At 66.6% G+C, this 23,478-nt stretch carries 19 protein-coding genes; 6 read left to right on the forward strand and 13 right to left on the reverse strand.

Going from position 1 to position 23,478, the window contains the following annotated elements:
* Positions 1–108: 108 nt before the first annotated feature.
* A complete protein-coding gene (locus tag BLQ58_RS10960) occupies positions 109–987 on the reverse strand; it encodes an MlaA family lipoprotein (RefSeq protein WP_092597618.1) in 879 nt (292 codons plus the stop codon).
* 96 nt (positions 988–1,083) lie between these two features.
* A complete protein-coding gene (locus BLQ58_RS10965; protein ID WP_092597621.1) occupies positions 1,084–3,810 on the reverse strand; it encodes a hopanoid transporter HpnN in 2,727 nt (908 codons plus the stop codon).
* A 178-nt stretch (positions 3,811–3,988) separates the two neighbouring features.
* Here BLQ58_RS10965 and BLQ58_RS10970 point away from each other — a divergent pair, with 178 nt between their 5' ends.
* A complete protein-coding gene (locus tag BLQ58_RS10970) occupies positions 3,989–4,618 on the forward strand; it encodes an MlaC/ttg2D family ABC transporter substrate-binding protein (protein WP_092597624.1) in 630 nt (209 codons plus the stop codon).
* A 109-nt stretch (positions 4,619–4,727) separates the two neighbouring features.
* On the opposite strand, the gene hpnH is transcribed toward BLQ58_RS10970, so the two are convergent.
* Together hpnH and ispH are read right to left on the reverse strand one after the other, a co-directional pair.
* Positions 4,728–5,894 carry an adenosyl-hopene transferase HpnH gene (gene hpnH / locus BLQ58_RS10975; RefSeq protein WP_092597627.1) on the reverse strand — a complete coding sequence of 389 codons (1,167 nt, stop codon included), beginning with the start codon at positions 5,892–5,894 and terminating at the stop codon, positions 4,728–4,730.
* Between the two features lie 33 nt (positions 5,895–5,927).
* Positions 5,928–6,926 carry a 4-hydroxy-3-methylbut-2-enyl diphosphate reductase gene (gene ispH, locus BLQ58_RS10980; RefSeq protein ID WP_092597630.1) on the reverse strand — a complete coding sequence of 333 codons (999 nt, stop codon included), beginning with the start codon at positions 6,924–6,926 and terminating at the stop codon, positions 5,928–5,930.
* A gap of 226 nt (positions 6,927–7,152) precedes the next feature.
* On the opposite strand from ispH, the gene hpnA reads away from it, so the two are divergent.
* A complete protein-coding gene (hpnA, locus tag BLQ58_RS10985; protein ID WP_092597633.1) occupies positions 7,153–8,145 on the forward strand; it encodes a hopanoid-associated sugar epimerase in 993 nt (330 codons plus the stop codon).
* Positions 8,146–8,181: 36 nt separating this feature from the next.
* Here the strand turns inward: hpnA and BLQ58_RS10990 are convergent, their stop codons facing one another.
* The 4 genes from BLQ58_RS10990 to BLQ58_RS11005 form a co-directional block, all read right to left on the reverse strand.
* Positions 8,182–9,327, reverse strand: coding sequence for a glycosyltransferase (locus BLQ58_RS10990; RefSeq protein ID WP_175459885.1), 1,146 nt, complete (start codon positions 9,325–9,327; stop codon positions 8,182–8,184).
* A gap of 5 nt (positions 9,328–9,332) precedes the next feature.
* Positions 9,333–10,193, reverse strand: a complete 861-nt coding sequence (locus BLQ58_RS10995; RefSeq protein WP_175459894.1) for a ferritin-like domain-containing protein — start codon at positions 10,191–10,193, stop codon at positions 9,333–9,335.
* Positions 10,194–10,530: 337 nt separating this feature from the next.
* Entirely contained in the window at positions 10,531–10,806 is a 276-nt protein-coding gene (locus BLQ58_RS11000; protein WP_092597639.1) for a hypothetical protein, read from the reverse strand.
* Between the two features lie 140 nt (positions 10,807–10,946).
* Entirely contained in the window at positions 10,947–11,201 is a 255-nt protein-coding gene (locus BLQ58_RS11005) for a hypothetical protein (RefSeq protein WP_092597642.1), read from the reverse strand.
* Positions 11,202–11,401: 200 nt separating this feature from the next.
* Here BLQ58_RS11005 and BLQ58_RS11010 point away from each other — a divergent pair, with 200 nt between their 5' ends.
* The gene (locus tag BLQ58_RS11010; protein ID WP_092597645.1) at positions 11,402–12,523 is read left to right on the forward strand and encodes an AGE family epimerase/isomerase; all 1,122 of its coding nucleotides are present in this window, start codon (positions 11,402–11,404) and stop codon (positions 12,521–12,523) included.
* 36 nt (positions 12,524–12,559) lie between these two features.
* Here BLQ58_RS11010 and BLQ58_RS11015 read toward each other — a convergent pair whose 3' ends face one another.
* Positions 12,560–13,414: a LysR family transcriptional regulator gene (locus BLQ58_RS11015; protein ID WP_092598093.1), complete on the reverse strand. Its 855-nt coding sequence runs from the start codon at positions 13,412–13,414 to the stop codon at positions 12,560–12,562.
* A 132-nt stretch (positions 13,415–13,546) separates the two neighbouring features.
* Between BLQ58_RS11015 and mdtD the strand changes: the two genes are divergently transcribed.
* A complete protein-coding gene (mdtD, locus tag BLQ58_RS11020; protein ID WP_092597648.1) occupies positions 13,547–14,959 on the forward strand; it encodes a multidrug transporter subunit MdtD in 1,413 nt (470 codons plus the stop codon).
* 16 nt (positions 14,960–14,975) lie between these two features.
* Here the strand turns inward: mdtD and BLQ58_RS11025 are convergent, their stop codons facing one another.
* From BLQ58_RS11025 to BLQ58_RS11040, 4 genes are all read right to left on the reverse strand, one after another.
* Complete coding sequence (locus BLQ58_RS11025; protein WP_092597651.1) at positions 14,976–16,142, reverse strand: ATP-binding protein; 1,167 nt, start codon at positions 16,140–16,142, stop codon at positions 14,976–14,978.
* 100 nt (positions 16,143–16,242) lie between these two features.
* Entirely contained in the window at positions 16,243–16,614 is a 372-nt protein-coding gene (locus BLQ58_RS11030) for a hypothetical protein (protein ID WP_092597654.1), read from the reverse strand.
* A gap of 82 nt (positions 16,615–16,696) precedes the next feature.
* Positions 16,697–17,368, reverse strand: a complete 672-nt coding sequence (locus BLQ58_RS11035) for an alpha/beta hydrolase (protein WP_092597657.1) — start codon at positions 17,366–17,368, stop codon at positions 16,697–16,699.
* 87 nt (positions 17,369–17,455) lie between these two features.
* The gene (locus BLQ58_RS11040; protein WP_092597660.1) at positions 17,456–17,755 is read right to left on the reverse strand and encodes a hypothetical protein; all 300 of its coding nucleotides are present in this window, start codon (positions 17,753–17,755) and stop codon (positions 17,456–17,458) included.
* 494 nt (positions 17,756–18,249) lie between these two features.
* On the opposite strand from BLQ58_RS11040, the gene BLQ58_RS11045 reads away from it, so the two are divergent.
* Positions 18,250–22,248 carry a cobaltochelatase subunit CobN gene (locus tag BLQ58_RS11045; protein ID WP_092597663.1) on the forward strand — a complete coding sequence of 1,333 codons (3,999 nt, stop codon included), beginning with the start codon at positions 18,250–18,252 and terminating at the stop codon, positions 22,246–22,248.
* 144 nt (positions 22,249–22,392) lie between these two features.
* Positions 22,393–23,457: a cobalamin biosynthesis protein CobW gene (gene cobW, locus BLQ58_RS11050; RefSeq protein WP_092597667.1), complete on the forward strand. Its 1,065-nt coding sequence runs from the start codon at positions 22,393–22,395 to the stop codon at positions 23,455–23,457.
* The last annotated feature ends 21 nt before the right edge of the window (positions 23,458–23,478 follow it).

Consider the following 23,478-nt stretch of genomic DNA (forward strand, 5'->3'; position numbering starts at 1 on the left):
ATTGTTGGCAATCCCTTTGGAAAAAATTGCCTACGATCTGTCGGGCCACGGACACCGCATCCGTGGTCTTGCTGCCCACGCCGGGCCCCGGCGTGGGCGTTTTTTTGGCTACTTGGCCATGCCCGGTGCCGGGGCCGGCGTGGCCGGGGTCTCGGGCTTGGGCGATGTGTCGGGCCTGGCTTCGCCTTCCGGCGTCTTGGGCGCTGCCTTGCCCCCCGGTGCGGACGGCGACGATTCCTCGTCCTCGTCATACGTCGGCAGCGTGTCGCCGCCGCCGGTCAGCAGGTACTGGCGGCGCTGCGTGTAGGCGTCGCGCACGAAGGCGTACTTGTCCAGCGCGGCCTGCGACAGCAGGTCGGTGGCGCCCAGCATGTTGGTGCGGGTGTTCACGACGTTGATGCCGAACATCGAATAGCGCCAGGCCGTATCGAAATAGTGTGCCGGGTCCAGGAAGATGCTGCCCGCCACGCCCACGCCATCACGGATCGAACTGGGCCCGAACAGCGGCAGCACCAGGTACGGGCCGGCCGGTACGCCCCAGGTGCCCAGCGTCAGACCGAAATCCGTGGAATGGCGCGGCATGCCGGCCGCCGTGGCGACGTCGATCAGGCCGCCGATACCCAGCACCGTGTTGACCGCCACGCGCATCATCGTTTCCACCGCTTCCACGGGCCTGCCCTGGAGCACGTTGTTGGCGAAGTTGCCGACGTCCGAGAAGTTGTTGAAGAAGTTGGTGACGGCCAGGCGTGCCGGTTCCGGCGTGACGGCCTTGTAGCCCTTGGCCAGCGGCTGGGCCACGTAGGTGTCGGCCTTGTCGTTGACGGTGAAGACGACCCGGTTCATCGGCTCCAGCGGATCCGCCGGGTTGGCATTGGGGCCCGTGGCGCAGCCGGTGGCCAGCAGGGTCAGCGATGCGGCGGCCAGGGCGGTGGCAAGCCGGGGCGATTCAGGCGCCGCGGCGCGCAGGAGCGAAAGACGGGAGAGCATGTCGAGACAGTCTTTTTCGTTTCTTGTGATGTGGGGACGGCGCACCCGGCAGCGCCGGGACACGTCCGTCCGAACTGCGCCGGTGGGCGCCCCGGGCTACCGCCGGGACTGGCCAGAATCCGACCCTGCTGATTTATCGGCAGATTGTGCCATGGTCGTAGCCACCGTGAGAGGGGGTAGCGACGGCCCGAGCGGTTCCGCACGGCCGTTCAGTTCGCGGCGCGGGCGGCCCATCAGGATCGGCTGGAAGAACACGGCGCCGGCCAGCGTGCAGATCAGCGCCAGCGCCAGCAGCTTGCCCATGCTGGCCGTGCCGGGGTGATGCGACAGCCAGAGGCTGCCGAAGGCGGTGGCCGTGGTGCCGGCGCTGTACAGCACCGCGTGCGTGAGGCTGGACTGCAGCAGCTTGGTCTTGCCGTGGCGCCAGGCGATCACGTAGTAGATCTTGAACGCCACGCCGATGCCCAGCAGCAGCGGCAGCGCGATGATGTTGGCGAAGTTCAGCGAGATGCCGAATACCACGCACAGCTCCAGCGTGACCAGCCCCGACACCAGCAGCGGGATCAGCGTCCGCAGCACGTCGCCGACGCGTCGCAAGGTGATCCAGAGCAGCACCGTGATCGACAGCACCGCCCAGATGCCGGCGTGGATGAAGGCGGTCATGATGGTATCGGCCGATCCCTTGATGGCGATCGGGCCGCCCGTGGCGTCGGGCTGCACGCGGGCCATCACGGCGATGAACCTGCTGAGCGCCGCCTCGCGGGCGGCTTCGTTCTTCGCGCCGGGCGGCGGCAGTTTCGGGCTCACATTGACCAGCGCCTGGCCATTCGGTGCGAGCCAGTCGCGCGTCAGTTCGGGCGGCAGCGTCTGTTGCGACACCGGTTCGGGCTGCAGCGCGTTCTTCAGCGAGCCCAGTGCCAGGCGCAGCGGCAGCGCCACGGCCAGCTCGGCGCGGTCGCGCACGGCGGGCGTCGCGTCGGCCAACTGCTTGAGTGCGCGCGACAGGTGTTCGGCCGATTCGGCGCCCGGGCCCGGATGATCGAGCGCGGCCAGCGACAACTGGCGCGACGCATTGCGCAGCGACGCCACGCGCAGCGCATCGGTGGCCGGCGTGGCGGTCGGCTGCGTCAGCACCGGCATCAGGCTCTTGGCCATGCCGGCGATGATGGCCAGCTTGGGCGCCTGATCGTCGGGAATGAAGGTTTTCAGCGTGACCACGCGCGCCACCTCGGGCAGCGCCTTGAGCTTAGTAGCGGTGGCTTCGGCGTCCTTCAGCGTGGGCGCCAGCACCTTGATGTCGTCGGTACCGGCCTGCGGTGCGTCCTTCAGCGCCAGCAGCGTCGACATCGATTCCGAATGCGGATCCTTGAGGTGCAGCGGGTCGAAGTCGAAGCGCAGGTGCGGCAGCAGCGGGGCGCCGCCAATCAGCACGGCCAGCACGCCGACCAGCGTGCCCTTGCGATGGCGCTCGAAAAAGGCGTCGGCCGGGGCCAGCCAGCCGAAGCCCGGCATCTCTTCCTCGGCCCGAGGGGCCAGCACGCGGATCAGCGCCGGCAGCATCGTGAACGTGGTGGCGAACGCGATGAACATACCGACGCCGGCAATCTTCCCCAGTTCTGCCACGCCGCGGTAATCGGTGGGCAGGAAGCAGAAGAAGGCGGCCGCCGTGGCGGCTGCGGCCAGCGTCAAGGGGCCGGCCACATCCCGGGCGGCCAGCGTCAGGGCCTGGTCCAGGTCGCCGTGGTCGTGCCGTTCGGCACGATAGCGCACACCGAACTGGATGCCGAAGTCCACGCCCAGGCCCACGAACAGCACCGCGAAAGCCACCGAGATCATGTTCAGCGCGCCCACCATCATCAGGCCCAGGGCGGCGGTCATGACCAGGCCCGAGATCAGGCTCACCAGCACGGCCGTGATCAGGCGGGCGGAGCGCAGTGCCATCCACAGGATGCCGATCACCACGATCAGCGTCAGCACGCCGTTGAGCACGGCGCCTTCGCTGACCGAGGCGAATTCATCGTCGGCCAGCGGCTGCGGGCCCGTCAGCCGCACCACGGCGTTGTAGCGTTCGGTCAGCTTCAGCTGCGTGGCGGCGGCGCGGATGGCATCGCTGGCGCCCGAGCCGGCCTTGAGGTCGCTGAAGTCCAGCACCGGCGACAGCGTGACGAAGCTGAACGCGCGGCCGTCGGCATTGGGTTTCAGGCTGTCGTCGACCAGCCCTGCCCAGGACAGCGCCACAGGCTTGTCAGCCAGCACGCCGTCGATAGTGCGGGCGCTTTCGCCCAGCAGCCGGTCCATGTCGGACAGCTTGATCTGCCCAAGCTGCAGCGGCAGGTTCAGCGTGGTGGTGAGCAGATCGGACAGGCCGCGCAACGTGGGGTCGTGCGCCAGGTTGTTCAGCAGCGGCCGTGCCTGGCCAAGCTTGCCGGCCATGTCCTGGACGCTGGCGGTATCGGCAAACAGCAGGCCGTTGCGTTCAAAGAACGGGCCCGAGCCGGGCTGGCCGACGGCCTTGAAGCGGTTGGGCTGCTGGCGCAGCGCGTCGGCCAGTTCGTTGGCGGCGGCGTCGGCCAGTTCCTTGGCCGGGGCCTGCACGACGGCCAGGATCATCTTGTCGCGCTGCGGAAACGCTTCGCTGATGGCGGCGTCGTTCTTCGCCCACGGGGCGTCCGATTCCAGCAGGCGGCTGATATCGGTGTTGATGGCGAAATTGCGGGCAACATAGACACCGCTGCCAACGGTGAGCAGCAGGGTAATGCCGATCACGAGCCAGGCGTGAACGGTGGCGAATTTGACGGTGCGAACCAGCAGCGGTCTGATCATGAGTCCTGTATCTTCAGCGCCCGAAGCGGCGGGGGCGCATGGGCGGCACCCGGAGTATAGCGGTTGAAGCGGGGCATTCCGCACCCGCCGCGCCACGCGTGCCTGGCAGCGAGGCAACATCCCGATCCGCTATATACTGGCCCGACTGGCCAACCCGGCCGTATTGCTTCGATGAGTCATGAACCGTTACGGAATCCTTCCCGCCGCCGTCATCGCGCCGATCGCCGCGGTGGTTGTCGTGTCTACCGCGCAGGCACAGGTCAATACCAGCGCTGCGCCGGACAAGCTCGTGCAGTCCGCCGTCGAAGGCGTGATCACGAAGATCAAGTCCGATCCTGAAACCCGCGCCGGCGATCTTGCAAAAATTACCGCCGTCGTCCAGCGCGAATTCCTGCCCTACACCGATTTTGGCCGCACCACGCGGCTGGCAGTCGGCAATGCCTGGAAGCAGGCCACTCCGGAGCAGCAAAAAACGCTCCAGGAACAGTTCACGGCACTGCTGGTGCGCAGCTATGCGGTGTCGCTGTCGCAACTGCGCGAGCAGAGCCCGAAGTTTTCGTACAAGCCCGCCAAGTCTGGCAATAACGCCAATGACGCGGTCGTCGCGACGCGTGTGATGAACAACGGCGACGAAATGCTGATCGACTACCGTCTGCAGAAGGGTGCCGACGGCTGGAAGATCTACGACATCAACATGATGGGCGCGTGGCTGATCGAGGTGTATCGCAAGCAGTTCGCGGATATCGTGGCGCGCGACGGCATCGACGGGCTGATCAAGTACCTGAACAGTCACAACGCACGTGCGTAACTGGCAGGCGCTGGGGCGCCAGCCATAAAAAAACCGGGTCTGGTCGCCCAGTCCCGGTTGTTCTTCAAACGGCCGTCGATCGAGATCGAGCGGCCGTTTTTCATGGTGCTCAGTGAACCTGCGCGGCCTGCACGGCCTCGGCGCGGCTGCCCTGCGCCTTCTTCAGGTTGCCGATCTCGGCCAGCTTGATCTCCACGTGGCGCGAGAACACGTATTCGGCGGGACGCTGCTTGTCCAGCGGGATGTCCGGGGCCATCGGGCCGTCGGTCTTCACGCCGCGAAGGCTCACGCCCAGCGCCTTGAGCGGGTGCGAGAACGTGTCGGCCACGGCCGTCGCCTCGAAACCGCTGTGCACCATGCAGTTGGCGCACTTTTCGTAGTTGCCAACGCCGTAGGCGTCCCAGTCGGTGCCTTCCATCAGTTCCTTGAAGGTCTTCACATAACCTTCGCCGACCAGGTAGCACGGACGCTGCCAGCCGAACACGGTGCGTGCCGGGTTGCCCCACGGCGTGCACTTGTAGGTCTGGTTGCCGGCCAGGAAGTCCAGGAACATCGTCGACTGGCTGAACGCCCACTTCTTGCCGGCGTTGCCGCGCGCCAGGATGTCGCGGAACAGTTGCTTGGTCTTGCCGCGGTGCAGGAAGTGCTGCTGGTCCGGCGCGCGCTCGTAGGCATAGCCCGGCGACACCGTGATGCCGTCCACGCCCATCGCCTTGACCGAGTCGAAGAACTGGGCCACGCGGTCCGGCTTGGCATCGTTGAACAGCGTGCAGTTGATGTTCACGCGGAAGCCACGTTCCTTGGCCATGCGGATGGCTTCGACGCAGCGGTCGTACACGCCTTCCTGGTTCACCGAGTGGTCGTGCATCTCGCGGTCGCCGTCCAAGTGGATCGACCACACGAAATACGGGCTCGGCTGGTACTGGTCAATCTTCTTTTCCAGCAGCAGGGCGTTGGTGCACAGGTAGACGAAACGCTTGCGGGCGATGATGCCACGCACGATTTCCGGCATGTCCTTGTGGAGCAGCGGCTCGCCGCCGGCGATCGACACCACGGGCGCGCCGCATTCGTCGACCGCTTCCAGGCATTCCTGCACCGACAGGCGCTGGTTCAGGATGGGGTCCGGATAGTCGATCTTGCCGCAGCCCGAGCAGGCCAGGTTGCAGCGGAACAGGGGTTCGAGCATCAGGGCCAGCGGATAACGCTTTTGCCCGGACAGATGCTTGCGTGCGATGTAGGCGCCTACGCGGGCGACCTGGAGAAACGGAATGGCCAAGGGGGTGCTTCCTGTCAGGTTCAGTGTGTCGGTTCAGCCGGCCGCCGTCTGGCCGGCAAGCTGGGCGTCACTGATATCAGTTGTTCTTCTGGCCCCTGGGGCCAGCGTTGCATCGGCTAGTTCAGCCGGCAGGCGGAATTCGGCATGTTCCTCGATGCCTTCCATGACCGATACGTTGACCGGACCAAGGCGTCGCAGGGCGGCAATGACGTCTTCCACCATGTCTTCGGGTGCCGAAGCACCCGCGGTAATGCCAACCACGTCTGCGTTGCGGACCCAGGCCGGGTCCAGTTCGCTGCCGTCGGCAATCAGGTAACTCGGCACGCCACTTTCCGTGCCGATTTCGCGCAGCCGGTTCGAATTCGAACTGTTGGTGGCCCCGATCACGAGAATGACATCCACGCGCCCGGATAATTCCCTTACCGCACTTTGCCGATTTTGCGTGGCATAGCAGATATCGCGCGTGCTGGGCCCCACCAGATTGGAAAAACGCCGGTGGAGCGCCGCAATGATATTACGGGTGTCGTCCACGGACAACGTGGTCTGGGTGATATATGCCACAGGTGCGTCGGCCGGCAGGTCGAGCTGCGCCACTTCGGCCTCGTCCTGGACCAGCAGCACCTTGCCCGGGATCTGGCCCATCGTGCCTTCCACCTCGGGGTGGCCAGCGTGGCCGATCAGGATCACATGACGACCGGCGGCGGCGTACTGGCGGCCCTGGTTATGGACCTTGATCACCAGCGGGCACGTGGCGTCGATCGCGTGTAGCTCGCGGCGCTGTGCCTCGGCGATCACACTGCGCGACACGCCGTGGGCACTGAATATGGTGACCGCATCACCCGGCACCTCATCGAGTTCCTCGACAAAGCGCGCGCCCTTTTTTCGCAACGATTCCACGACATGCTTGTTGTGGACGATCTCGTGGCGGACATATACGGGGGCGCCGTGCTTGATCAGGGCACGGTCGACGATCTCGATTGCGCGGACTACGCCAGCACAGAAACCTCTAGGTTGGGCAAGGATCACCTGCATGGAGACGGCCCCCCGACCCTCTTGTGAAGATTCGAAGACATCAGTTATTTTGGTATTCCGGCATCACTTTTCCGGTTCACGGTAGGTACTATATACCGGGTCGGATTTTCATGCCGCCGCGTTGGCTGTTGCCAACAGGGTCATTCCGGTGAAAATGCGGCCCTGCGTCTTGGTATAACGGCGGATTCTCGTTCAACGCGTCCGCAACGCCCATAGGGGATTTGAAATTCACAATTGCATTCTCGTGACAGGGGCTTCGGGCTTCCTGGGTTCTTCGGTCATGCGCCAGGCGCTGGAGCGCGGCTTCCAGGTGCGGGTGCTGGTCCGTGCCACCAGCCCGCGTGCGAACCTGGCCGGGCTTCCGGTCGAGATCGTGGAAGGCGACATGCGCGATCCCGCGTCCATGGCGCGCGCCATGGCCGGCGTCCGCTACCTGTTCCATGTGGCGGCCGACTACCGCCTGTGGGCGCCCGATCCCGAGGAAATCGTCCGTTCCAACGTAGACGGCACGGTCACCACGATGAACGCGGCCCGCGATGCCGGCGTCGAGCGCATTGTCTATACGAGCAGCGTGGCCACGCTGCGGGTGGCCGGTGCCACGGGGCCGGTGGACGAGACCGCCGCCATGGCGGGCCACGAGGCCATTGGCGCCTACAAGCGCAGCAAGGTGCTGGCCGAGCGGGAGGTCGAGCGGCTGGTGGCCGAAGGGCTGCCCGCCGTGATCGTCAATCCGTCCACCCCGATCGGCCCACGTGACGTACGCCCCACACCGACTGGCCGGATCATCGTCGAGGCAGCCACCGGAAAAATCCCGGCATTCGTCGATACCGGCCTGAACCTGGCCCACGTCGACGACGTGGCGAACGGTCATTTCCTGGCGCTGGACAAAGGCCGCATCGGCGAACGCTACATTCTTGGCGGCCAGGACGTGCTGCTGCGCCAGATGCTGGCGGACATCGCCGGCATGGCCGGGCGCAAGCCGCCGACCGTCGAACTGCCGCGCTGGCCGCTGTACCCCATTGCCCGGGTGGCCGAAGCCATTGCCCAGTTCACGAAAAAGGAGCCGTTCGTGACCGTTGACGGCCTGAAGATGTCGCAATACCGGATGTTCTTCACTTCGGCCAAGGCCGAGCGCGAGCTGGGGTACACGGCGCGCCCGTACCAGGAGGCGCTACGCGATGCGCTGAACTGGTTCCGCGATAACGGCTACCTGAAGTAACCGGACGGGCCCAACGCGGCCCGAAGGCGAGAGTGCTCAGGAACGGACGGGCGCCTGGTTGCGGCCCTTCCACTGGCCGCCCCGGCGCAGGTAGAAACGCCGTGCCGAATCGAGCGTGGCACCCAGATAGAACAGCGCCGTCAGCGGCAGCAGCGGTGCCAGCCATGCGGGCTGCCGGTACTCGCGCAGCATTGGCCGGTAGCTGACCGACATCAGGATCCAGGCCAGCCAGGCCGGCCAGGCCGACGCGCCGCCGGCAAGCGCCAGCGCGGGCGGCGCCAGGTAGGTCAGGATCATGCCCAGCGTGGCACCCGCCAGCAGCAGCGGCGAATAGTGCAGCTGCGTATAGGCACTGCGCGCAATCATGTTCCAGAGGCTTTGCCAGTCGTCATACGGGCGCAGCGACACGCTGTCGTCGGCGAGGTCGAGCCGAATGGAACCGCCGGCCTTGATCTTCGCCGCGAGGCTGCAGTCGTCGATCAGCTCACCCCGAATCGCCGCGAACCCGCCGATACGAGCCAGCGCCGACCGGCGCGCCAGCATGCAGCCGCCGGCCGCGCCGGCCACCTTGCTGCGCGGGTCGGCCACGCTCTTGAACGGGTAAAGTTTGGCGAAGTAGAAGACAAAAGCCGGCACGATCATGCGTTCCCACCACGATTCGCAGCGCAGCCGGACCATCAGCGATGTGAGATCCCGCTGCTCGTGCTCGGCACGGGCAACAAGTTCGCGGACGGTTTGGGGGCCGTGCCAGATATCGGCATCGGTCAGAAACACGAACCCGGCATCGGGCATGCGCAGGTCGGCAGCCGCCAGCCCTTCGGACTGCGCCCAGACCTTGCCGCTCCAGCCGGCCGGCAGGTCTCGGGCGGCGATCACGGCCAGCGCGTCGCCCTTGCCGATGGAAACGGCCGCGGCCCGGGCGATATCGGCCGTGCCGTCGGTGCTGTGGTCGTCTACCACCACCAGTTGCAGCCGGCCAGGATATTGCTGGCTCAGGACCCCGGTTACAGCGCGGGCAATCACGTCGGCTTCGTTGCGGGCCGGAATCACGCCGATCACGGGCGGCCAGTCGGCTGGTTGAGGGGAGGGGGCGGGTTTGCGCACGCGCCAGAATCCGGCGCGGGCGAATACCAGTACGCACCAGACCACCAGGGTCAGCAGGGACAATCCAAACAGCAGCATGGGTCTTATTTGATGAATCGCCGCGCCAGGCGGGCCAGCCTGGGCACGGTGGTTGGCCGGACAAGGCGCGCATCATACCCCGCCATGCGCCGCTCGTTCTCGGCCAGGCACAGATCGATCATGGCGCCGGCCGACAGCGTCTGCCCCAGCGATCCGGCGGCGTTCATCGGAAAGTTGGCATCCTGCGCCGTGCCGTCCGCCTTGACGTCGATGCCCTTGGCCAGGCCAATGCGCTCGCGGATCAGGAACAACCAGACCCGTGCGACCTTGAACGCGAAGGCCGGGCGGCGCCACCACGGCAGACTCGCGCGATACCACGCCACCCAGTTCGCAAAAAACAGGATATGGCGGCCTTCTTCCTGGATCACCGGCTCGAAAGTCTCCACCAGCTCGGCCGGAAAGAAGCCCGAATCCTTGGCTGCCGCAAACAGGCCGAACGCGGCGAAGCTGTCGATGCACTCGCTGTAGCCGGTGACCAGCCAGCCCCATTCGGCGTCGGCGGGCGGCAGGTATTCGGGTTCGGGTGCCAGCGTGATGCCGTATGCCTGTACCAGTTTCGAGAGCACGACCTTGTGCCGGGCCTCCTCGTCGGCATCCATTTCCAGCGCGCTGCGCAGCAGGGCATCCTTCTGGCGGGCGGCAAAGCTGTGCACGCGTACCGAGGCGCGCCCTTCGGTCTGTACGGCGATATCCCAGATCGGCAGCGAGGTCACGCGCCTGAGCGCGTCGGGCGGCAGTTTCGGCCAGTCGATGACCGACGGCTTATACGGGTTGTGGGTCTGCAGCAACATGTTGCAGAACATGCGCAGGTGTTCGGCCGAGCCGATACGCACCGGCCCGTTCAGCGGGTCGGTCCAGTTGCGCATGGCGTGGTCCGCCTGGTCGATGGCCGCGCGGGCCACGGTGGCGGCCACGGCAGCGGCGCGGGCCTCACTGGTTTCCGGGATCGACGTGGCGCGGGTAACGGGCAAGCCGTCTACCTCGCCTTCGATTTCGAATGCTTTCTTCATCGGCGCTCCGGGCAGGGATAGCGGCAGTCATTGTATCCAGCCGGAGCGGTTGGTGCAGGATTGTGTCGAAAAAGACAGTCGAGCCGGCCAGCCAGCTGGCGTGGTCGGTGTGGGGCAGCAAACGGTGCGTGGCGGGCCGGCGCAATACGCGTCAATACGCCGGCCATGGCCAGTCATTGCATGACAGTGCCGCTCAGCGTGCGTGGTGCGCGCGGTGCGGCCCCGGTGGTTGGCGATGCCATTCCTGTGCGATGTCGGGGAAGACGTCGCACTCGCCGCGAACGATGTTCTCGATCGTGGCGCAAATCCCCTCGGTGCCGCGTGGCCCCACGCAGACCAGGCTGCGCGGGGTGTCCGAATGGGCCGGAATGGCGTACACGTGCATTCCCTCTCGATACAGGGGATGCTGCGTCAGCCGCTCGTTCAGGATTTCGACAAAGCGGTTGGGGCTAACGGTCGGCTTGTCCATCGCTTTTCTCCCTACGGGTTTCCAGCCTATGGCGGGCACCGGCCGTGTTCAAGGGGTTCAGCGGTGCTTTAAGCGCCTATTGGGTCGCATCGTCACGTAATGTCACGCATATTCGATCATTGCAACGACCTTCTGGCCGGCTAGTGCCGCAGGCCGGTGACTTCGTCCGTCGTGCGGAGGCCGTCGAGCATGCCATTACCGGCGACCCAGCAGGCGGCTTCGGCTTCAGCGTGCGAGGGATAGTCGGTTTGTGCCTCAATGGTGCTGTCGCAGTCGGCGCCGCCACATTTTTCCTCGACGACGATGCGCCAGGTGTAGCGTCCTGGCGGGTCTTCCATGACATGCATGACCAGGGTGCGGCGCTGGTCGGACAGGGACATCGGATGGGTCTGCATAACGGTACTCCCTTGATTCTCCACCGGGCAGGTGGCCCCGGTGGACTTTCAACATAGCACCGCAGGGCGGCATTTCCAGCAGGAAATGACGCGGTGCGGCGTCCGCGGCCTATGCTGGGGACATCGGTCCTGATATCGTGTGCGGCCTTGGGTTCCTGGGGGCCATGCCGCGCCCGGGGACGGAAGACCGGACCTCTACCATGCCTGTTTCCACGACCCTTACCGACCGCATTGCCGCGCTGCTGGCGCATTTCGATACCGCCGTCCTGCCGTCCTGGACCGGGCCGGGCTGGAATCCGTCGATGGCGCTCGCGCACGAGGCGCTGGACGCTGTGTCCGGCCAGCCTTTGCCCGACAAGCGTTATCGCGCCATGGCCTGCGCGCGCCAACTCTATGTCTTTGCGACGATGGGCAACCTGACGCACGCCGCCACGCTGTTCAACTCGCTGGTTCGCCATTTTGGCGATGGTGCCGGGGGCTGGATCTACAGCATCGACGCGCAGGGTGCGCCGCTGGATGCCACGCGCGATCTGTATACCTACGCGTTCGTGGTGTTCGCCTGCGCGCATTACTACCGGGCCAGTGGCGATGCAGCGGCGCTGGAGACCATGCAGCGCACCATCGCCGTGATCGAGGCGCGCTTTGCCGACGGCAACGGGCTCTATCACGCGGCATTGGCGCAGAACTTCGGGCCCAACGAAAGCGGTGTGCAGCAGAACCCGATCATGCACCTGACCGAGGCCTACCTGGCGGCGCTGGATATCACCGGCGATGCCTGGATGGCACAGCGGCTGAAGACGCTGGCCGATGCCGTCCACGGCAGGTTTGTCGACCCGGCAGACGGTTGCGTTGCCGAACTGCCGCAGGGCACGCCGGGCAACCGCATCGAGCCGGGTCATCAATTCGAGTGGTATTCGCTGGTCATGACGGCCCCGGCGCTGTTTGCCGATGGGCCGCTGGCCGCATCGCTGCCGCGGGCGTTTGCGTTCGCCCGCCGCCATGGCGTGGCGGATGGCACGTTGGGCGTGTGCGCCGCGCTGGACGGCCGCGGCGCGTTGCAGGACCCCACCGAGCGGATCTGGGCGCAGACCGAATTCGCCCGGGCGTTGATGGTCAAGGCATCGGTCGAACGGGACGCGGCGGCGCTGACCGAACTGGAAACCTGGATCGACCGGTTCCGTGCACGCTTCCTTCATGCGCGCGGCTGGCACGAGTGCCTGGCGCCGGACGGCGCCGTCATCCGGGCCGAAATGCCGTCAACCACGCCGTACCACCTGCTGACGGCCTGGCAGGCGCTGCGCACGCTGCTGCCGCCGGCCTGACCGACCGGCGTTTGGCCCGGCTGGCCGGCCGCCGGGTCAGTCCATGCGTGCCCGCAGGTCGCTCTTGCGGATCAGCTGCAGCAGGGTGTCGGCGGGGCGCGACAGGCGCCGCGCGGCCAGCGTGATGAATTCGACGTCGGGCAACGCCGGCAGGGCATCGACATTGACGGGCGGCACCAGCCCGCCGCCGGTCAGGTTCTGCGCCCGTACCGTGATGCCAAGGCCACCGCGCGCCGCGGCAATGCAGCCCGAGTGACTGCTGCTGGTACAGACCACGCGCCAGCGCCAGCCCGCCGTGGCCAGGGTGTCGAGCACCACCGATCGTGTGACGCTCGGCTCGTTGACCAGGATCAGCGGCAGCGGCTGGCCTACATCGACCACGGTGCCCGGCCGCGCCAGCCATTCGAGCTGGCCCCGAAACAGCGGCACGCCGCGCCGCTCTCCTTCCCGCCGTTTGCCGATGATCAGGTCCAGCGTGCCGGCCTCGATCCATTCATAGAGCTTGCTGGTCATGCCGATCGTGATTTCCAGTTCCACGTCGGGATGCGTGGCGCGGAAGGCCGCCAGCACGTTGGGCAGCGGCCCTTGCGCCAGGTCTTCGGAACAACCGAGCCGGACGCGACCCTGCAGGCGCGGCGCGCTGAACTGCTGCTCGGCGCGGGCCAGCGATTCCAGGATCAGGCGGGCATGTACCAGCAGGGCTTCGCCATCGGGCGTCAGCGCCAGCGAATGGGTATCGCGCACGAACAGGCGCCGGTTGACGCTCTGTTCCAGCCGGCGGATGTGGTCGCTGACCGACGATTGCGACAGGCCAAGCTGGCGGCCGGCATCGGTAAAGCTGTGGGCGGTGGCCACCGTGGCGAAGGTACGGATCCAGACGGGATTGAGCATCGGCGCATTGTCATCGGATTTGCCGATGGCAGTCAATAAAGTCAAAGGGGTTCCCGATGGGGTGCCGGGTGCGTACCATGCTTGCACGAGTCCGGGTTTCCCCGGACCGGCAATACAGCTGGATTTCCCCGAATGAATACCGCCTCCGCCCCCGCCGCCCCCCAGGCCTTTTCCCAGAAGGCCATGCTGTGGATCGTCTTCGCCGGCTTTTTCATGCAGACGCTGGACACCACGATCGTCAATACCGCGCTGCCCTCGATGGCGCACAGCCTGGGCGAAAAGCCGCTGGACCTGAAACCCGTGGTGGTGGCCTATACGCTGACCATGGCGATGTTGACCCCGGCATCGGGCTGGCTGGCCGACAAGTTCGGCACGCGCCGCGTCTACTTCAGCGCCATCCTGATCTTCGTGCTGGGTTCGGTGTTCTGCGCCACGGCGCATACGCTCACGCAACTGGTCGTTGCGCGGGTGCTGCAGGGCGTGGGCGGCTCGATGCTGCTGCCCGTCGGCCGGCTGGCCGTGCTGCGCAATATCCCGGGCGAGCAGTACATCGCCGCGCTGGCGTTCGTGTCGATTGCCGGGCAGGTCGGGCCGATCTTCGGGCCGGTGCTGGGCGGCTGGCTGGTCCAGAGCGCGTCGTGGCACTGGATCTTCCTGATCAACGTGCCGGTCGGGCTGGTAGGCCTTTTCGCGGTGCGCCGCTACCTGCCGGCGGGCGAAGCCGGTGTGGCGCCGCCGTTCGACTGGATTGGCTGCGGCCTGTTGTCGCTATGCATGGTCACGTTCTCGCTGGCGCTCGAAAACGGCGCGCATAGCCCGTGGAGTGCCTTGCTGGCTGCCATCAGCATCAGCAGCGCGCTGCTCTATATTCCGCATGCGCGCCGGCATGCCACGCCGCTGTTCCGGCTGGCGCTGTTCCGCGAGCCCAACTTCAGCGTGGGCCTGATCGGCAACCTGGTCTGCCGGATCGGTTCGGGCGCGGTGCCGTTCCTGCTGCCGCTGCTGTTCCAGCTGCAGCTGGGCTATTCGCCGCTGCACTCCGGCATGATGCTGCTGCCGGTGGCCATTGCCGGCACGATCTCGAAACGCTGGATCGTGCCGCTGGTGAACCGCTTTGGCTACGACACGTTCCTGCTGGTCAATACCGTGATCGTCGGCGCATCCATCGCGTCGTTCTCGGCCATCTCGCCGGGCTGGCCGCTGGCCATGTCGATCGTGCAGCTGGCCACGTTCGGCGCTGCCAATTCGATGCAGTTTGCGGCGATGAACAGCGTGACGCTGAAGGGCCTGACCCGCGAGGACGCCGGTAGCGGCAACAGCCTGTTCTCGATGGTCCAGATGCTGGCCATCGGCCTGGGCGTCACCATCGGCGGCGGCCTCGTCAGCCTGTTCTCGGTGAAACTCGGTGTCGCGGCGCCGGCCTACCGGCTGGCCTTCCTGTCGGTGGGCATCATCACGCTGTTCTCCGCCCTGGTGTTCCGCCGGCTCGATGCCGAACGGCTGAATCCCAAAAGCGTGAAACGGGCGGCGGTACAGGCGCCGTAGACAACTGGACGGGGCCTCAGCCTTCGGACGGCGGCCAGCCGTCACGCTGGCTGAGTTCCTGGAACCATTCGTGCATGGTGGAATCCTGCACGGAATATTCGCCGCGGGCCGATTTCCATACCAGAGCCGGCGATCGGTCACGCAGGCTTTCCAGCGCCGCCTGGACTTTTTGCGGCGAAACGGTCATGCCGGGGCAGTGCTGGCGGTAGAACGCCAGCGATTCTGCGTCGTAAGGCCGAAACTTGCTGCCGATCGACAGCATCCGCGCCAGCACTGCCTGCTCAAGCGGCTTGAGGCCCAGGTAGTCGGACTTCATCTGTGCCGTGTCCTGTGCCTGCCGTCTGCGGGCGGCGGCAAGTACGCGCAGTTCGAACCGCTCGCCGTTGTCGGCTTCGAGCGGGTTCAACGATTCGCCGATGGCAGCATGGAAGAACTGTGGCCGATATCCGAAAAGCTGAAACGCTTCGAGCAGCGCTGGCTGATCGACTGGCCGCAGCTCGCTGCGTTGCTGCTCGATCAGTGCCGCGACGTGCGCCACATAGCTTTTGCCCAAGGTGGGCATCTCGTGGATGGACGAGCCGTAGAAGGGGGCGCTGGTGGAGTTGACCAGCCGTAACAGTTTGTCGCGGTCCGAGCCGGACATGACAAGCATTAGCGCGATAGCCTCGGGCGTGTTCATCTGATCGCGCGCGGACTTCAGCGCGGCCATGGCGGTTTCGCCAGATTCGCTGGTCAGTGCATGCTGGGCTTCGTCGATCAGCAACGCGATGGGCTTGCCCGTTTTTTTGTGCAGCCCCTGGAGGGTCTGCGGCAACGTCGCGCCGTCGATACTGCCCACCCGGGAGGTGTCTATCTTCAGCGCGCCCGCGATGGTGACGCTTTCCAGGCGCGCCTTGCGGGCAGTGCGGGCCACCACGCCCTGATTCTCGGCCAGTGCGTGCGCGATCCCTTCCGCAATCAGCTCGCCGGGGTCCTTCCGCTGGTCTGACCAGAGATCGACGTAGATCACCAGTACGTCTGCCTTTTCAAGAGCCGGGCGCAAGTCGTACTGCAAGAACATCGATTTTCCGGTGCGTCGGGGTGCCGCGAGAAACAGCCCGTTCTGCGCGTCGCCAAATACCGCAAGGCCCTGCAACTGGGCGGCGAGCTCCGAGGCAAGCTCCGGTCTGCTGAAGTAGCGCATCCGTTTATCTTGAATTATCCAGAGTTGGATAATTTATTGAGGCGGGGATAAAAGTCAATAATCACGCCTCGACCGCATCGAAAGTGATGTTAAATCGACATCAATCCGCCACGCCATGCTCCCGCAGCATCCGTTCGCATTCGTCCAGCATGTCGTGGGCGAAGGCTGACTGGTAGTTCGGGTCCAGGGCTTCCATCATCTCGTGCGATGCGTACAGCCCGGCTTCGCGGGACAGCGTGGCGGCCAGTTGGCGGGCCAGCTGGTCGCTCAGGTCAGACAACAGGCGCCGCTCGGACAGCGCCAGCTGCAGCTTCGAGCGCGACAGCCAGTTGCCGGCCAGCGTGGCGCCCTGGGCCTCGGTCATCCATTGGCCGTGTTCGTAAAACGCGGATAGCCGTTCGGCCATCAGCGCAAACATCAGCGCCTTGCGGGTGTTGAAATCGATGCGGGGCGGCGGCGAGGCAGGGATCATTGGCGAAGATTCTGAATGGCGGGGCGCGTGATGGTAACGCAACCGGTCACGCATCCGGCCGCGCAGTCTCCAGACTGGCTTGTCAGCCCAAGCGCGCCTGCAGCCATGTGCCGATATCGGCGATTTCTTCCAGGCAGACCGAATGGGGCATGTTGCCGTACGCATGCCACGTCACCGGCTGGCCGCGTTCGGTGAGGAAATCGCGGGCGCGGGTGCCCAGGGTCAGGGGCACCACATCGTCGGCGGTGCCATGGGCGGCGAAGATCGGCGTGTTGGCGTTGGCCGGCGTGGCTTCGGCGGCGATCAGTTCGGGCGACGGAATGTAGGTGGACAGCGCGATCACGCCGGCCAGTGCCTGCGGGTGGGTCAGGGCCGTGGTGTAGGCGATGGCGCCGCCTTGCGAGAATCCGGCCAGCACGATGTTCGCGGCCGGAATGCCGCGCCCGTTTTCGCGGTCGATCAGGGCACGGATGGCGTCGCGCGACTGTTCGATGCCTGCCACGTCGGCCTTGCGGCCGGCTTCGTCGAGCGAATAGATGTCGTACCACGCGGGCATGACGTAGCCGCCATTGCAGGTGACCGGAATGGCCGGGGCATGCGGAAAGACAAAGCGCACGGCCAGCGTATCGGGCAGGCCCAGCTCGGGCACCACGGGCACGAAGTCGCTGCCGTCCGCGCCAAGCCCATGCATCCAGATCACGGCGTGGGTCGGATTCGGTGCGGTGTCGATTTCAATGGCGGGCAGCAAGCTCATGGCCGTTCCTGTGGATGCGGGAAAGCGGCCAGTATCGCACGGGCGCCGGGGCGTCCGTGCGACGGCTTGTCAGGCTTCCAGGCGGGGTCAGGCGGCCGTGGGAACGATCGGGATCGTGGCCAGGCCAGGGGTGCTGCGTGCCGGGGCGGCCTGCAGTTGGGGTGCTTCAGGCGGAGCCGACGCAAAGCGCCGGTCAGCCACGCCTTCCACGCCAGTGGCGTGTACCTCTTCGAGGAAGGCGATCATGTTGCGGTAGTAATCGACTTGCATCTGCGCTTCAAGCAGGCGACGTTCTGCCTGGAAAAGCGTCAGCCTCATGTCTTGCAGTTCCTTCTCGGCGATTTTCTCTGGCGTCGGCGGACTGAACAAGTTTGCAAGCGAACGCATGGCAGTTACCTCCCGGGGCTGTCGTACGGCTGGTGAGTCGTTTCGGTTGTGTGCGCGCCATGCGGTCAAATATAGACGATCCGGCGCAAGGTACACGATGGGTCACCATGGACCATGTGGGCTCCCCCACAAGAATGATTGCCGTCACCCCGATGGTGGGGTAGATTTACCGCCCATCAGCCGGGAACAGCCTTGGGGCACGTCCCGGCTTTGTCTTTTTTACATCGGACCTTGCAGCGAACTTGCCGATTGTGGCGAAAGCTGCCGTTTGAAAGCGTTATCGGCGCCCGGCATGGCTAAAATCTGTCGTCGGTAAAAAAACCACATACCGTTAATCGCCTGCAACAGCGCGGGGCGAAGCGACGCAGTGCCGAGGTCGGATACGTCACAGCAGTATGACGGGCAGGCCTGCCTGGCGGTTAGAATGCCGCGCCGGCGTCCCTTTTTTGCGCCGCTCCCTCACGCCCCTCTCCACGCCTCAGTCCGATTCCGACGTGTCCGCGATTCCTGCCGCCTGCCGGCGCCTGCTGCCATACCTTCTTGGCCTGTGCCTGATCCTGCCAGTGCTGGCATGGGGCGCGCCGGTGCGCGTGCTGGTGGTGGCCTCGCAAACGCACCTGCTGCCGGCCGCCGCCGAGGCCTTCCGTGCCGTGCATGGCAACGCCGTCGCCGACTTCACCTTCACGGCGACCGCACCTGATGCCGGCACCCTCGCGCAGGCGGACGTCATCCAGACGTGGTTCGTGCCGGCGGCGGTGCTGCGCCAGATGGCGCCCGGCGTGCGGCGGGCGCAGGCGCGGGGTGCGCTGGTGTCGGCCGCGCCAGGCGACGTGGCCGAAGCCGCCTGGCGCATCCACACCGATGCCACGCTGAATGCGGCCGTCCAACCCTATTGGGACGCGGGCGGTGCCGACAATCTGGCTGCGGCGCTTGCGGCAGCTGTCGCTGCGCGCCAGCGCGCCGCCGGTGTGACGCCGATCGCCGTGCCGCCGGTCAAGCCCGCGCCGGCCTCCGGCATCTACCACCCGCGCGCACCGCAGCCGTTCGCGTCGCTGGCCGCATACCTGCACTGGTATCGGTCGACGGGGCATGTGCGCGACGATGCACCGCTGGTCGGCATTTCGTTCTATGCCACGAACTACCGCCAGCGCGACCTGGCGCACGTCGATACATTGGTCGATGCGCTGGAACGGCAGGGCATCGGCGCCGTGCCGGTGTTCGGGTGGCCGGTGTCGAGTCTCGATGCCTTGCTGACGCAGGACGGCACGACGCCGTTGCGCGCGCTGCTGGCCCTGAACCTGACGATCCCGCGCGCCGAAGACAAGGACTGGCTGGCGCGTCACGGCCTGCATACCATCAACCTGATTGCCACGCGCGACAGCGCCGCGGCCTGGCATGGCGACGTGCGCGGCATTGCCGGCGAGCGGCTGCCGCTGCTGCTGGGCGCGCCCGAACGCAGCGGCGCCACCGAGCCGGTGCTGTTCGCCACGCAGGAAGACCGCGACGGCGCGAAGGCGAGCGCCGCCGTGCCCGAGCGCGTGGACGCGGTGGTCGCGCGGGTGCGGCGCTGGATCGCGCTGCAGGACAAGCCGGCGGCCCGCAAGCATGTGGCAGTGCTGTACTACAACAATCCACCGGGACGCGGCAACATTGGCGCCAGCTATCTGGCGACGCTGCCCACGCTCGCGCAGATCCTGCGGCAGTTGCATGCCGCCGGCTACGACACCGGTCGCGACATGCCCGACACCGCCACGCTGACCGCACTGCTGGAGGCCAACGGCCGCAATGTGGAGACCTGGTCGCCCGGCGAGCTGGACCGCATGGTGCGCGCCGGCCACGTCAAGCTGGTGCCGCTGGCGCAATACCGCCGCTGGTTCGATGCCTTGCCGGCGACGTTCCGTGATTCGGTGCTGCGCGCCTGGGGACCGCCCGAACGCAATCCGTTGATGCGCGCGCGAGATGCCAGCGGCGCGCCGGCCTTCGTGGTGCCAGGGCTGTTCTTCGGCAATGTGTTCGTCGGCCCGCAACCGCTGCGTTCCACCTTCGACAGGGCAATGGACGCCGCGCACGACACCATCACGCCCCCGCCGCATTCGTATGTGGCGGCCTACCTGTGGTACCGCCATGCGTTTGGCACCGACGCCGTCGTGCATGTCGGGCGTCATGGCACGCTGGAATGGCTGCCCGGCAAGCAGGTGGGACAGTCTGGCGACGATGCGTCCGAAGTCCTGCTGGGCGACCTGCCGAATGCCTATATCTATATCCAGGATGGCGGGGGCGAGGCCATCCAGGCCCGGCGCCGCAGTGCGGCGGTACTGGTGAGCCATCTGGCGCCGCTGCTGGCTGCGGCCGGACAGCCGCCGGTGCTGGCATCGCTGGACGAAGCCATCGAACAGGCCGATGCCACGCGAGACAGCGCGCCAGATCTGTCGGCGCAGTACCGGCAGCAGGCGCTCGAACAGATCCGGACACTGAAGCTGGACCGGCAACTGGCGCTGGACGCGAGCGCGCCGTGGGACACCATCGAGCCGGTCGTGCATGCCTTCCTGCACAAGGTGGAGGCCGAGCCGATGCCGCTGGGCATCCACGTGCTGGGTCAGATGCCGGCGCCCGCCGATCAGGCCGACGCGCTGGCGATGATGCTGGGCGCCCGCACCGGGACCGATCCGGCGCGTTTGCACGCCTGGGCCGCCGATCTGGTGGCAGGCCGCCAACCGGCCTTGGGCGAGGATGTCGGCGACGATGCGCGCCGTGCACTGGAGGCCGGCCGGCAATGGCTGGCGGATCTGCGTGCATCGCCGCAGGCCGAGCTGGATGGGCTGATCACGGTGCTGGCGGGCCGCTATCTGCCCAGCGGGCCATTGGGCGATCCCGTGCGCGTGACCGACAGCCTGCCAACGGGCCGCAACCTGCACGCTTTCGACGGCGCCCGGATTCCCACGCGCGCCGCCTGGGCGCTGGGCAAGGCGATGGCGGGGCAGACGCTGGAACGCTTCCGCCGCGAACATGGCAATTGGCCCGAAACGGTGTCGATGGTGCTCTGGTATGGCGAGACCGAACGCCATCAGGGCGCAATGGAAGCCGAGGCGCTGTTCCTGATGGGCGTGGAGCCGGTGTGGAACGCGCGCGGCCATGTCGAGGACGTGCGGCTGATTCCCGATGCCGATCTGGGCCGGCCGCGCGTGAACGTGCTGCTGACCACGTCCGGCATCTACCGCGACGGGTTTGGCGACAAGATCGCCCTGCTGGACAAGGCCGCCCGGCTGGCCGCTGCTGCCGGAAATAATGCAATTAGCCGCCATGATCGGGACGTCGCCGCGGAGTTGGCCCGGCAGGGCGTGGGGCCGGAACAGGCCGGCAGGTTGGCGCGGGCCCGCGTATTCGCGGCCAGGCCGGGCAACTACGCGATCGGCGTGCAGCAGATGGTGGAGCAAAGCCGCGACGCCCAGGGGCCGCCCGATGTCCTGGCCCGCCAGTACCTGCGCTATATGAACTTTGCGTATTCGGCCGACGGCTGGGGCGAATCGGCGCCCGCTGCGCTGGCCAGCCATCTGAAATCGAACCAGGCGGTACTGTTCTCGCGCACCAGCACGCTATACGGGGCGCTGGACAACGACGATACCTACCAGTACGCGGGCGGGCTGACGGCCGCCACGCGGGCTGTCAGTGGCGCGGCACCCCCGCTGTGGCTGCACAATCTGCGCCGGGAGGGGCAGACCCGGACCGTCGATGCGCGCACGTGGCTGGCCACCGAGTTGAACGCGCGCCAGTGGAATCCGAAGTGGATTGCCGCGATGCAGCGGTCGGGCTACGCGGGGGCTCGCGAGATGTACAAGGAAGTGGAGCACCTGTACGGCTTCCAGGCGACGGTGCCCGAGCAGATGCCGGGCGCATTCTGGCAGCAGACCTACGACGTCTATGTGGCCGACAAGCTCGGCATGGGCATGGACGCGTTCTTCCGCGCAGCCAATCCGCATGCGCGGCAGGGCATCCTGGCGCGCCTGCTGGAAGTGGATCGCCAGGGCAGCTACCGCTTCACCGATGCCGAGCGCCGCGAACTGCTGCGCCAGTACGCGGAAAGCGTGCAACGCGACGGGCTGTCATGCACGGCCAATACCTGCGGCAACCCGGTGCTGATGGCCCATGTCGCACGCCAGGGCAAGGCCGCGCGTATCGACATGAAGGCGCTGGGCCGTGAACTGGCCGATGCGGTGGTTGGGCCGGCGGGGCAGGGCGCAAAGGCGCGGCCTTCGCCCTCGCAGACGAAGGCCGCGCCGGTGCATCCGGTGCCTGCGGCCGCTGCCGTGCCTGCCGCGCCGGCCATCGCGCAGGCGGATACGGAACGCGTGGCCGGCCAGCGGCTGGCGCCACAGGCCGTACCGGCGTCGGCCGCCCCCGCCGAACGCGGGCGCCACCTGGCGCTTGCGCTGATGCTGGCGGCGCTGACGATCGGCGCCGGTGCCATTGCCGCGTGGCGCAGAGGCAGGCGTTAGCGGCCGCCGATGCGTACCAAGTCGCGACCCGTCGTGGATTGCATCGCCCGCGCGGCAGCGGGACATCCCGTCCTCACATGCAAATAGACAGCCCCTGCCGATCTCCGTATCCTGATCGCCTTCGCAAATTCCGCCCGAGCCTCCATGCAAACCTCCAAGATTCCGGCCACCATCGTCACGGGCTTCCTTGGCAGCGGCAAGACCACGCTGCTGCGCCATATTCTCGATAACGCCAACGGCCGCCGCATCGCGGTGATCGTCAACGAATTTGGCGAACTGGGCATCGACGGCGAGATCCTCAAGGGGTGCGGTATCGGCTGCGACGACGCGGGCGAGCCCACCGGCCAGCTTTACGAACTGGCCAACGGCTGCCTGTGCTGCACGGTGCAGGAGGAATTCTTCCCCGTGATGGAGCAGCTGCTGGAGCGCCGCGACCAGATCGACCACGTGCTGATCGAAACGTCGGGCCTGGCGCTGCCCAAGCCGCTGGTGCAGGCCTTCCACTGGCCCACCATCCGCAATGCCTTCACGGTAGATTCGGTGGTCACCGTGGTCGATGGGCCCGCCGCGGCGGCCGGCCAGTTCGCCGCCAATCCGGTGGCGGTGGACGCGCAGCGCCGCGCCGATCCGAACCTCGACCATGAGTCGCCGCTGCATGAACTGTTCGAAGACCAGCTGGCTAGCGCGGACCTGGTGATCCTGAACAAGACCGACCTGATGGACGCCGCGCAGATCGCCAGCGTGGAAGCCCTGGTTCGGCCCGAGATCCCGGCCGAGGTCAAGATCGTGCCGGCGCAGGCAGGCACGCTCGACGTGGGCATGCTGCTGGGCCTGCAGCGTGCGTCGGAAGACACGATTCACCTGCGCCCCGACCATCATGGCAGCGCCGACGACCCCGAGCACGCCGATCACCATCACGACGAGTTCGAATCGGTGGTGGTCCGGGCCGGCACGGTGGACCGCGATGCGCTGGTGGCTGCGCTGCAGAAGCTGGTGGCCGAGCACACGATCTATCGCGTGAAGGGCTTCGCCACGCTGCCGGGCAAGGCCATGCGGCTGGTGCTGCATGGCGTGGGGCAGCGTTTCGACAGCTATTTCGATCGCGCGTGGCGTGCCGGCGAGCCCCAGGGCACGCGCGTGGTGCTGATCGGCCAGGAACTCGACGGCGCCGTGTTGCAGGCATCGCTGGATGCCGCGCTGGCGCGCTGACCGCTGACACAGTCGAAAGCG

Source organism: Ralstonia sp. 25mfcol4.1 (assembly GCF_900104095.1).
Taxonomy (GTDB): Bacteria; Pseudomonadota; Gammaproteobacteria; order Burkholderiales; family Burkholderiaceae; genus Cupriavidus.